The 12,028-nt window shown below is 40.1% G+C and carries 10 protein-coding genes and 1 pseudogene; 5 read left to right on the top strand and 6 right to left on the bottom strand.

Features of this window, described 5'->3' with window-relative positions; translation table 11 throughout:
* Positions 1 to 22: 22 nt before the first annotated feature.
* Positions 23 to 982, bottom strand: coding sequence for an MBL fold metallo-hydrolase (locus QFZ87_RS10735; protein ID WP_309860874.1), 960 nt, complete (start codon positions 980 to 982; stop codon positions 23 to 25).
* 299 nt (positions 983 to 1,281) lie between these two features.
* Here QFZ87_RS10735 and proC point away from each other — a divergent pair, with 299 nt between their 5' ends.
* From proC to namA, 3 genes are all read left to right on the top strand, one after another.
* Positions 1,282 to 2,127 carry a pyrroline-5-carboxylate reductase gene (gene proC / locus QFZ87_RS10730; RefSeq protein WP_309860871.1) on the top strand — a complete coding sequence of 282 codons (846 nt, stop codon included), beginning with the start codon at positions 1,282 to 1,284 and terminating at the stop codon, positions 2,125 to 2,127.
* 59 nt (positions 2,128 to 2,186) lie between these two features.
* Positions 2,187 to 3,326 (top strand): glycosyltransferase family 2 protein, encoded by a 1,140-nt coding sequence (locus tag QFZ87_RS10725; RefSeq protein ID WP_309860869.1) that lies wholly within the window; start codon positions 2,187 to 2,189, stop codon positions 3,324 to 3,326.
* Positions 3,327 to 3,402: 76 nt separating this feature from the next.
* A complete protein-coding gene (namA, locus tag QFZ87_RS10720) occupies positions 3,403 to 4,422 on the top strand; it encodes an NADPH dehydrogenase NamA (protein WP_309860866.1) in 1,020 nt (339 codons plus the stop codon).
* A gap of 42 nt (positions 4,423 to 4,464) precedes the next feature.
* On the opposite strand, the gene rnz is transcribed toward namA, so the two are convergent.
* The gene (gene rnz / locus QFZ87_RS10715) at positions 4,465 to 5,388 is read right to left on the bottom strand and encodes a ribonuclease Z (RefSeq protein ID WP_309860864.1); all 924 of its coding nucleotides are present in this window, start codon (positions 5,386 to 5,388) and stop codon (positions 4,465 to 4,467) included.
* A gap of 257 nt (positions 5,389 to 5,645) precedes the next feature.
* On the opposite strand from rnz, the pseudogene zwf reads away from it, so the two are divergent.
* Positions 5,646 to 7,113: pseudogene (gene zwf, locus QFZ87_RS10710) on the top strand (glucose-6-phosphate dehydrogenase).
* A gap of 50 nt (positions 7,114 to 7,163) precedes the next feature.
* On the opposite strand, the gene QFZ87_RS10705 reads toward zwf, so the two are convergent.
* The 4 genes from QFZ87_RS10705 to mce form a co-directional block, all read right to left on the bottom strand.
* Entirely contained in the window at positions 7,164 to 8,441 is a 1,278-nt protein-coding gene (locus tag QFZ87_RS10705) for a DNA polymerase IV (RefSeq protein WP_309860861.1), read from the bottom strand.
* A gap of 85 nt (positions 8,442 to 8,526) precedes the next feature.
* On the bottom strand, positions 8,527 to 9,648 hold the full coding sequence (locus QFZ87_RS10700) for a tripeptidase T (protein ID WP_309860858.1): 1,122 nt from the start codon (positions 9,646 to 9,648) through the stop codon (positions 8,527 to 8,529).
* Positions 9,649 to 9,781: 133 nt separating this feature from the next.
* Entirely contained in the window at positions 9,782 to 11,332 is a 1,551-nt protein-coding gene (locus QFZ87_RS10695) for an acyl-CoA carboxylase subunit beta (protein WP_309860855.1), read from the bottom strand.
* A gap of 1 nt (position 11,333) precedes the next feature.
* A complete protein-coding gene (gene mce, locus QFZ87_RS10690) occupies positions 11,334 to 11,747 on the bottom strand; it encodes a methylmalonyl-CoA epimerase (protein WP_309860852.1) in 414 nt (137 codons plus the stop codon).
* Between the two features lie 161 nt (positions 11,748 to 11,908).
* Between mce and prli42 the strand changes: the two genes are divergently transcribed.
* On the top strand, positions 11,909 to 12,007 hold the full coding sequence (prli42, locus tag QFZ87_RS10685) for a stressosome-associated protein Prli42 (RefSeq protein ID WP_308083271.1): 99 nt from the start codon (positions 11,909 to 11,911) through the stop codon (positions 12,005 to 12,007).
* Positions 12,008 to 12,028 lie beyond the last annotated feature (21 nt).

Here is a 12,028-nt window from a genome sequence, read left to right as displayed (position 1 = left end):
GCTTACTCCCGTTACTCAATCTTCAGATCGCCTTGTAGAGAACGGGCTGTTTATTATTACTACTAATTTCGCCGATAGAGGATAAATAGTCAAGTTGAGCAACCGTTTCTGATATGGTTAGCATGAGTTCACGCTGATAGACAGTCGGAAAAAGACGTTGACAAATTTCAAATACAGTGAGTTCCTCTTCTTGCAGCCAGTTTTTAACAGTCATCGCCCGCTCATGCTGCCGTGTGAGTCGTTTTTCAATAAGCGATTCTAATTCATACACTTCTTCACCGTGCCCGGTGTACACACCCTGAATAGGATACGCCAACAGCTTTTTCATCGAATCATTATGCTGAAGCTGTGGCTTTGGTCTTTCTGTTTCACCAGGTGCAGGCGGCTCAAGCAATGGATTCGGTGAAATATGAGCCAGAATTAAATCACCACCAATTAATACTCCATCCTTTTCTCGGAAAAGAGCAACTTGACTTTGAGCATGACCTGGCGTTTCAATTACCTCCCATTCACTAAGCCCTAATGGCCTCATTCCCTCAGAGAGATGTCCCGTTAGTGAACGATTACAAGAATATTTCAGCGTTTTTCTTAGCTTGGAAAGGAACGGAAAATACTCCTCAGGAAGCCCAAATTCTTTAAAATATAAGCGGAAGAAAGCCTCTTGTTCTTGAAAAAAGGCTTCTGTCGGGTTGACCCACCGTTCATTCAGCAGATGACCATGAACCTCCAAAGAAGCAGGGAAAAAGTCAAGCCCTCCTGCATGGTCGGGGTGATGGTGGGTTAAGATTACTTGTTCAATATCATCCGGATGTAAATGTAATTCTGCCAATTGTTCTTTCAACGAATTCCAAGATTCCTCTGTTTTCACTCCCACGTCAACGAGTGTCAACCGCTCCCCTTTAATCAAAAAAACATTCACATCCCCAACTGGAAATGGTGTTGGTAAGGTAATTTTAGCAATTCCATTTTTCCATTCTGTCATAATGAAAACTCCTTAATATTATTGTTAAATAAAGAAATGAAAATAGAAAGATATGAACAGTATTGTCATTTAATATATAAAATAAAGTGTAGCGATTTATTCTTTAATTGTCATTATTTCTGCATAATTTTTTAGAAAAAATAAAAAATTCTTACAACGTTTCACTTGACAGACAACCTATTTCTCTTGCATAATCACAATTAAAATTTGCTACGTTAAAGCGATGAATAAGGTCAGCCTTTCGTCCTTTATGGATGAAGGGTCTATTTTATTTTTACGGAGAAAAAGGAGGAAATAAAGTGAACAAAATAGCGATTGTCGGTGCAGGTTCAATGGCTGAAGCATTCATTTCAGGAATTGTAGAAAATGAATTAATCGATAAAAAAAATGTATGGGTAACAAACCATTCAAATGAAGAAAGGCTAAGTAGTCTTAGAGAGCGTTATGATATTAGAAGCACATATGATTTAAAAGCCCTTTTTGAAGGGGCAGATATAGTCATGTTAGCAATGAAACCAAAAGATGCCGCAACTGCAATTCAAGCCATACGCAACTATTTAACTGAAAACATGCTAGTGGTTTCAGTCTTAGCAGGCGTATCAATGGATACGATTGAAACCTTGGCAAAAAAGTCACTTGCCATTGTAAGATCTATGCCAAACACTTCAGCGGCGGTAGGCAAGTCAGCCACTGCAATAGCTGTAAATAAGCGTGTCACGAACGAACAGATAGAAACAACGCGTAACCTCTTTGATACGGTTGGATTAACTTCTTTTGTGGAAGAAGAACAATTAGATGCTGTCACAGGACTATCTGGAAGCGGACCTGCTTATATCTATTATTTAATTGAAGCAATGGAAAAAAGTGCGGTTGAGGTTGGCCTTGAAAAAGAAATGGCAAGTCAACTCATTGTTCAAACACTGATTGGAGCAGCAGAGATGGTTAAGAATTCAGCTAAATCCTCCACACAACTGCGCAAGGACGTAACTAGTCCTGGTGGAACAACGGAAGCCGGTATCAAAGTGCTCGAGGAAAATGAAGTGCAGCAAGCATTCATTTCATGCATTAAAGCAGCTACTGCCCAATCTAAGAAAATGGGAGCTGCCTTACGTTCTCAACTTGAGACAGCGGATCAGCCTTCCTAGTTGGATGTTTGACTCATTTACTATAAACTAGGTGGAAAAAGGTCCAGGAAGTGTGGTTCATGCTAACAATATTATTTTCATTAGGAATTCTCGTTTGGATTGTTTTTCTGATTGATGCACTGATTGGATTCCGTCAAGTGGACTCGCTTGAAAACGAGGAAGGTTTAGAAACAGGACCCATGTTATCGGTGATCGTAGCAGCTAGAAACGAAGAAAAACAAATAAAGACGAGTATCCTCAGCCAACTGCAGCAAACATATAGAAATGTGGAATGGATTTTAGTAGATGACCGCTCCACGGATGAAACTGGAAAAATTATTGATGAATTGATGAAGCAAGATCCTCGGGTGAAAGTTATTCATGTGAAGGAATTACCTGAAGGTTGGCTTGGAAAAAATCATGCATTGTATAAGGGCTACTTGCAAGCATCAGGAAAATGGCTATTGTTCACCGATGCAGATGTGAAGTACGAAAAAGAAACATTCGCAAAGGCACTTCATTATGCTGAGCGACACCAACTCGATCATTTAACAGCAGCGCCCAACTTACATGCAAACCATTTTTGGCTAAAAACTTTTGTTGCTTTTTTTCTATTTGGATTTTCCTATTTTAAGCGGCCATGGATGGCAAATAATCCAAAATCAAAAATTGGAACAGGAATTGGGGCATTCAATCTTGTTTCTAAAGAGGCATATGAATCATTTGGCACACATGAAAGACTAAAAATGCGACCAGACGATGACTTACAGCTGGGGATGAAAATGAAAAAGGCTGGCTACAAGCAAAGAATAGTCACAGCACTAAGGCTAATTGAAGTCGAATGGTATGGGAGTTTAAAAGAGGCATTTATCGGTCTGGAGAAAAATACGTTTGCAGGCCTAAATTATCAAGTCAGGATGGTGTTTTTTTCGATTTTCGGAGTGTTTGTCACCAATGTGCTTCCGTTCCTGACGATTTTTTCTGCAAACAAAACCGTGGCCTTTCTAAGCTTAGGTAATATTGTTACGAGTGGTATTCTTTATGTGTTGATTATAAAAAGAATGACGGTCTTTTCCCCTGTATTATTTCTCGTTTTTCCCATTACCGCTTTACTTTTTATTTATTCGATTATTCGGGCAAGCCTGCTGACCTTTAAACGCGGAGGGATCGTTTGGAGAGGAACTACTTACCGCTTGAGTGAGCTGAAAGATCACGACTGAAGCAGTATTGTACATTATATTTATGCCCTTTGCTATACTAAAGAAGGATTAGTATGAAACAGGAGGGATTTTTCAAATGACAACCAAATTATTTTCTCCCATTACCATAAAGGGAGTGACATTAAAAAATAGAATTGTTATGGCTCCAATGTGTATGTACTCCAGCCATAATGAAGATGGGCATCTTCAAAACTGGCACCGCACTCACTATACTAGTAGAGCAGTCGGACAAGTTGGTCTAATCATCGTTGAAGCAACAGCAGTTACTCCACAAGGCCGAATTTCTCCACAGGATTTAGGTATTTGGAGTGATGAGCACACAGATGGGTTCAAAGAGTTAGTAAACCTAATGAAAGAACATGGAGCGAAAACAGGCATCCAGCTTGCCCATGCTGGCAGAAAAGCAGTATTAGAGGGTGAAATTCTTGCCCCATCCGCGATTGCTTTTAATGAAAAATCGCAAACTCCAAAAGAAATGACAATAGCAGAAATTAAAGAGACTGTGGAAGCATTTAAAAAAGGGGCGGAGCGTGCTGCCAAAGCTGGTTTCGATGTGATTGAAATTCACGGCGCTCATGGCTATTTAATTAATGAGTTTCTGTCGCCACTTTCCAATAAAAGAACGGATGAATATGGTGGCACTGCTGAGAACCGTTACCGCTTGCTGCGTGAGGTCATTGAAGCTGTGAAAACCGTTTGGACAGGTCCATTGTTCGTAAGAGTTTCTGCTCATGATTATCACGAGGATGGTTTAACACCTGAAGATTACATAGTGTTCGCAGATTGGATGAAAGAACAAGGTGTAGACTTAGTGGATGTAAGCTCAGGTGCCGTGGTACCCGCACATATTCATGTGTATCCAGGTTATCAGGTAAAGTATTCTGAAACGATTAAAAATGGGGCTAGTATTCCAACTGGCGCGGTTGGCTTAATCACTACAGGAATTCAGGCTGAGGAAATTTTACAGAATGACCGAGCGGATTTAGTTTTCCTAGCTCGTGAGTTACTGCGCGATCCATACTGGCCGCGAACAGCAGCCAAAGAACTTGGGGTTTCCATCGAAGGACCGAAACAATACGAGCGAGGATGGGTATAACAAAAGATAAAGCACTTCCCCCGATTGGGGTAAGTGCTTTTTTCACCTAATCGGAATATGAATCTCTTTAAAATCCTCCGCTATGTCTGTATTAGGAAAGGTTTCCATTGCCTCGGCCACTAACTCACGCCAATCATTCCGATCATATCGTGAACTGATGTGGGTCAAACATAATTGCTTGCAACCAGCCTTTCTAGCAATATGTGCTGCCTGATAGGTCGTTGAATGAAAGTAATCATAGGCTAATGTTTCCTCACCCTTTGAAAAGGTAGCTTCGTGAATTAATAAATCTGCCTCTTTAGCCAGCAACAACGCATTTTCGCAGTATCGTGTGTCCCCAAGAATCGTAACCACTCTTCCCTTTTGCTCAGGACCAAGGAACTCATTCGGATCAAGCACCCGTCCGTCTTCCAGAGTAATTGATTCACCATTTTTTATCTGCCTAAAGATTGGCCCAGGTTGAACACCCGCTTCGATTAGCTTATCAGCAAGTAAGGTCCCTGGTCTGTCCTTCTCCATGATTCTATATCCATACGAAGGAATCCCATGTTCAAGCAGCCGAGCTTCTACAATAAACTGGTCATCTTCAAAAATAATTCCTTCGCTAATTTCGATGATACTCAAGGGATATTTTAAATAGGTCTGACTTAAGGACAGACTCATCTCAATATATTCTTTAATTCCTTTTGGTCCATAAACCGTAACCTCTGACTCCCCGCCTTGAAACGAACGACTGGATAACAAACCAGGTAACCCATAAATATGATCACCATGCAAATGAGTAATAAAAACTTTTTCAATCCGCCGCGGTTTTAAGGATGTGTGTAAAATTTGATGCTGTGTCGCCTCCCCCACATCAAATAACCATACTGCTCCCCGTTCCTCGAGCAATTTCAAGGCTATAGATGTGACATTTCTGAGTTTCGCCGGCATTCCTGCCCCCGTACCTAAAAAAAACAAATCCAAGTGTTATTTCCCCTTTCTTACCGTTCCTTTAGCCAATATTGATAATATACCATAAACTCGCTATGATTTCTCAATTGCTCCTTCAAATAACGAAAAGGCATATTTCTTACATGCAAATCAATATATTTGCGAAACCTAATAAAAACCGCTAAATTAAATACTTGAATGAAGGAATTGTAATTTAAACTACATATGCACACTCATGCTATTAGGAAAGAGGTCTTTAACCCGTGGAACAAAATATGAATTCATTAATTATGATCTTCGGAGCAACCGGTGATTTAGCACACAGAAAATTGTTTCCTTTCTCTTTACCGATTATTTAAGAAAGGAAGATTAGATAAATTTGCTGTCGTTGGGGTAGCAAGAAGATCATTATCAAATGATGATTTTCAAAAATCTGTAAAGGATTCAGTATTGTCCGCTTTAGGCGATCAGGACAATCTCGATGTATTTGCCTCTCATTTTTATTATCAATCACACGATGTAGCTGATTCAAACTCATACGCAGAATTAAATAAATTGGCACATGAGATTGATGAGAATTATCAACTTGAAGGAAATCGCATCTTTTACCTTGCGATGGCACCAGAATTCTTTGGACCAATCGCTCTCCATTTAAAATCAGATGGGTTAACCAATGTAAAAGGCTACAAGCGCTTAGTCATTGAAAAACCGTTTGGACATGATTTAGAATCTGCCAAAGAGTTAAATAAACAAATTAGAACTGCCTTTTCTGAAGAAGAAGTGTATCGAATTGACCACTATCTTGGAAAAGAAATGGTTCGCAATATTGAAGTCATACGATTTGCCAATGCCATTTTCGAGCCGCTGTGGAATAACCGATATATATCTAATATCCAAATTACGTCTAGCGAGACACTTGGTGTCGAAGAACGAGGGCGTTATTATGAAACAAGCGGGGCTTTACGTGATATGTTGCAAAACCATATGATGCAAATGGTAGCATTGCTTGCGATGGAGCCTCCAATCAAACTGACAACGGATGAAATTCGTTCCGAAAAAGTAAGGGTATTTCGTTCACTCAGAACAGTTGTAGGTGACGAAGTAAATGATTACTTTGTCCGCGGACAATATGGTGAGGGAATGATGGCTGATAAGACTGTTCCAGCCTATCGTGATGAACAAATGGTAGACAAGGAATCGAACACAGAGACCTTTGTCGCAGGGAAAGTGATGATTGATAACTTCCGCTGGGCTGGTGTTCCGTTTTATATTCGAACAGGTAAACGAATGGCAGCAAAATCAACAAAAATTGTTGTTCAATTTAAAGACATTCCAATGAATTTATACTATCAGACGGAAAAAATGTTGAACCCAAACCTTCTTGTTATTCATATCCAGCCGGAAGAGGGAATTACCCTTCACCTTAATGCCAAAAAGGCTGGCGGCCATTTAGACGCACAAGAAGTTAAGCTAAGCTTTGCTAACACAGGAATTAATGCTATGAACACTCCTGAAGGCTATGAGAAGCTGCTTTACGATTGCATGCGCGGCGATGCGACCAACTTTACGCATTGGGATGAAGTAGCCTATTCTTGGGCCTTTGTAGATAAGATTTCGGAAGTGTGGGAAGGAACCAAGGCTGAATTCCCTAATTACGCTTCAGGTTCAATGGGACCACAAGCTGCAGATGAACTGTTAGAAAAAGATGGCTTCTTCTGGTGGCCTGTTACAGATTTAGATGTAGATAATTGTAAATAAGAATAAAACAATTAAAAGCTCCACTTTGTTTCCTAGCAAAGTGGAGCTTTTTAGTCTTCTTCTTTATTTTTCATAGGAAAGGTACGTAAGAAATCTTTATTGAAGCTTGTCCCCGTCCCTACATTGTGTGAAGGATCTACCTTATGGGAACCAGCATTTTCAATTATATTTTTACCGTATTTCTCTCGGAGACTAGAAAGTGTTTTAAGCAGTGGCTCTTTTTTCGCATCGTTTTCAAAGGAAAATAAATCTAATTGCTTATATGCATGGTCTTGATCCACTAAATCATTGCCAGTAATCCCTAATAAACGAACGGGGTCCCCATTCCAAGATTTTAAAAAGAGCTGTTTTGCAAAGACAGAAAGGTCCTCTTTATGATTGATAGGGTTAGGAAGTTTCTTACTTCGTGTAATCGTTCTTCTGTCCTTATACCGAATCGTAATACCCAAAGTAGTTGTAAGGACGTTTTTTCGCTTTAACCTAACAGAAACGGTTTCTGCCAGTGAATCTAACACACGATAAAGCTCATGCTGGTTACTTACATCCCGAGGAAGTGTGGTCGAATTACCGATGCTTTTAAACTCCTCAATAGATCCAGGATCAACTGGCCTTTTGTCGATACCGTTGGCTCTTTCTTTGATCCGAATTCCGTTAATACCTAGAAGGGATTTAAGTTGAATTTCATTGCCCTCTGCTAAATCCCCAATCGTGTGGATTCCAATCGTTGTTAACTTTTCGGCTGTTTTTTTCCCCACACCATGCATTTCATTTGTATTTAAAGGCCACAAAATCTTCGGGATATCACGCTTTCGAAGAATCGTAATGCCCATCGGTTTTTTCATATCTGAGGCCATCTTAGCTAAAAACTTATTTGGTGCAATTCCAATACTGCATGGCAGATCCAATTGCTCAAAAACTCTTTTTTGAATACTTTTTGCTATATCAATGGGACTGCCAAATTCAAAGCTCTCTGTTATATCTAAATAGCCTTCATCTATCGAAACAGGTTCCACCATTTCGGTATACTGTCTCAGAATCTCAAACATCCCAATAGATGCCGCCCGGTACCTCTCAAAATTAGGTTTCATTACGATTAACTGCGGACATAGTTTTTTTGCTTCCCACAACGGCATCGTTGTTTTTACACCAAATTTTCTTGCTTCATAACTGCAAGTTACAATGATCCCGCGTCTTTCTTCCACATTTCCAGCAATCGCTAATGGCTTCCCTTTTAAGTTAGGATCATAGGCCATTTCTACAGAAGCGTAAAAGCTGTTCATATCCACATGTAAAATGACTCGCCCGTTCTTTGGATACATATCCTTCATGTTAATCATCCTTAAACCATTTATAGGTCTAGTATAACAAAAAGGAGAGTCTAAGACCCTCCTTTAAACTTTTCTTATTGATTGGTTATTGATTAGCTACTTCCTCAATAATAGCAAGCGTCATTTCTGCCAGCTTGTATAATTCCTCAATTGGCATGCGCTCATTTGTTGTATGGATTTCTTCATAACCAACAGCAAGGTTTACAGTTGGAATTCCAAACCCAGCTATTACATTAGCGTCGCTGCCTCCGCCGCTATGCTGAAGTTCACAGCTGCGACCAATTTTTGCTGCTGCTTTACGAGCAATCTCAACCACAAGATCGCCTTCGCCAAATTTAAAGCCAGGGTACATAACTTCAACATCGACTTCTGCTCTGCCGCCCATTTCAGCAGCAACTGTTTCAAATGCTTCCTTCATCTTGCTTACCTGTGCCTGCATTTTTTCAGGAATAAGTGAACGAGCTTCCGCTAAGATATCCACACGGTCACACACGATATTGGTTGCCTGCCCACCTTCAAAACGACCAATATTAGCAGTCGTTTCATGGTCAATTCTGCCTAACGGCATTTTAGCAATGGATTTTGCTGCAATCGTAATGGCAGAAATACCTTTTTCAGGAGCAACACCTGCATGGGCTGTTTTTCCGTAAATCACTGTCTTCACTTTTGCTTGTGTTGGAGCAGCTACAACCACATTCCCAACTAAGCCATCGCTATCAAGTGCATAGCCATACTTTGCCTTCATTAATGAAGGATCCAATGCTTTTGCCCCTACTAAACCGGATTCTTCCCCTACCGTAATAACGAATTGAATTAATCCGTGTGGTAGATTTAGTTCTTTTAAAAGACGGATGGTTTCAAGCATAACAGAAATACCAGTTTTATCGTCTGCGCCTAGAATCGTCGTGCCATCAGTAACTACGTAACCATCTTTAATAGAAGGCTTTACCCCTTTTGCAGGTGTAACTGTGTCCATATGGCAAGTAAAGTAAATTGGATCTACGCCCTCTTTAGTTGCTGGAAGCGTACAAACTAAGTTCCCTGCTCCATGTCCTGTTACAGATGTGGTATCATCTTCAAAAACTTCAAGACCTAAATCAGAAAACTTTTGTTTTAATACCTTTGCAATTTCAGTCTCAAATTTCGTTTCTGAGTCAATTTGCACAAGCTCTAAAAATTCATTTAAAAGACGTTCTTGATTCACCATTTGATTGCCCCTCCAATATATGTACTTACAATCGTCAAGGATAAAGCGCCTATGCAAGGCGCTTTACACTTTTTCTATTTCAGTATACCTCTTACTTACGAATATCATCAAATGAAAGAGCATCTGATTAATATTAAAGCGGGATATTTCCGTGTTTTTTATATGGACGTGACTCTTTTTTATTTCTCAGCATCTCTAAAGCCTGAATAATTTTTATTCTAGTTTCACGAGGATCAATGACATCATCCACCATTCCCCTGCTGGCAGCCACATATGGATTGGCAAACTTTTCGCGGTATTCATCGATTTTTTGCTGGCGTGTCAGTTCAGGATTCTCGCTGTTATTAATCTCCTTAGCAAAGATGATATTAGCTGCACCTTGAGGACCCATGACCGCAATTTCAGCATTTGGCCAAGCAAACACTAAGTCAGCACCGATCGACTTGCTATTTAAAGCCACATAAGCCCCGCCATATGCTTTTCTTAAAATTACCGTTAGCTTCGGAACAGTCGCTTCTGAATAGGCGAACAATATCTTTGCACCATGGCGAATGATTCCTCCATGCTCCTGTTTAACACCTGGGAAGAAACCTGTAACATCTTCGAAAGTTATGATTGGAATATTGAAAGAATCGCACGTTCTAATAAAGCGGGCTGCTTTATCTGAAGAATCTATATCTAAACCACCAGCCATCACCTTTGGCTGGTTGCAAACCAACCCTACTGATTCCCCTTTGATTCTAGCAAAGCCAACGACTATATTTTTAGCAAAATCCTTTTGAATTTCCATAAAGGAGTCCGCATCTGTCACTTGTTCAATGACCTTACGAACATCATACGGGCGAACCGCGTCAAATGGAATTACATCCGTTAAATCTGGACGGTAATCATTTTCATGCTCCACTTCCTGTTTTGGCGGTTTTTCCTCATTGTTCTGAGGGAGATAGCTTAATAGCTGGCGCACATTTTGTAAGACCTCTTCTTCTGACTTTGCTTGAAAATGGGCATTTCCACTGATCGAATTATGAACATTAGCCCCACCTAAATCCTCGGCAGAGATTTTCTCACCGGTTACTGTTTCAATTACCTTCGGCCCAGTGATGAACATTTGGCTTGTTTTTTCGACCATAAATACGAAATCTGTAATAGCTGGAGAATAAACTGCTCCACCAGCACACGGTCCCATTATTACGGAGATTTGCGGGATGACACCTGAATAAATTGCGTTCCGATAAAAGATATGACCATACCCATCAAGTGAAACGACCCCTTCTTGAATTCTTGCTCCACCAGAGTCATTAAGCCCCACAAAAGGCGTACCATTTTTAGCTGCTAAATCCATGACGTTCGCAATTTTTTTCGCATGCATTTCACCTAAAGCGCCGCCAAACACCGTAAAATCCTGTGAAAATAAATAGATTGGACGGCCATTGACTTTCCCAAAGCCAGTTACAACACCATCGCCAGGTCCTTTTTGTTCATCCAGACCAAAGTCATTCGTCCGATGTTCGATAAACGGGTTCAGCTCGACAAACGTCCCTTTATCAACTAAGAGCTCGATACGTTCTCTAGCCGTTAGTTTTCCTTTCTCATGCTGTTTGTCAATTCGCTCATCCCCGCCACCGAGCTCCACTTCTCTGCGCTTATCGTATAGTTCACTTATTTTTTCGTAGATGTCTAACATTTTATCCCTTCATCCCTTTCTTTTCGCATAACTCATACAAAACACCAGTAGACGATTTTGGATGCATAAAGGCTATATGTGCCCCACCTGCTCCAAGTCTTGGCTGTTGATCGATCATCTGAATGCCTTTTTCTTTCATTTCAATGATTCTTTCTTCAATCGATTCCACGCCCAAAGCCACATGGTGAATACCTTCTCCACGCTTTTCAATAAATTTAGCAATCGGACTTTCCTCAGATGTCGGCTCAAGGAGTTCGAGTTTTGTTCCACCTGCTTGTAAAAAAGCAACTTTTACTTTTTGGCTCTCAACCTCTTCTATTCCTAATAAAGTGAGCTCTAATACATCTGTATAAAATGGTAGTGTATTCTCAAGAGATTTAACGGCAATTCCAATATGGTCGACTTTTTTAATCATATATACCCCTCTGTTCCAATATTAAAATAAATTCGACAATTACTCTTATTCGGTAAAAAGTTCATAAATCCTTCCTAAATTACTTAGTTGTTCCGTTGTTCATTTGGGCTTTTCCCTGTAAAATAGGAATATAGCCAAATGCAATAAGGGAGGTACCTAAATTGACTAAAAAGAAAACAAGAAAAATCATTGTTTATTTGATGCTCTTTGCGATGCTTGCTTCCACCCTCCTAATCGGAATCGGCACCTTCTTGTCATAAACATATAAAAGGGACTGTTCG

Origin of the sequence: Bacillus sp. SLBN-46 (assembly GCF_031453555.1) — a bacterium.
Lineage (GTDB): Bacteria > Bacillota > Bacilli > Bacillales > Cytobacillaceae > Neobacillus.
Note: the sequence above shows the minus strand (reverse complement) of the source record. Positions and strands in the feature narration are given on the sequence as shown.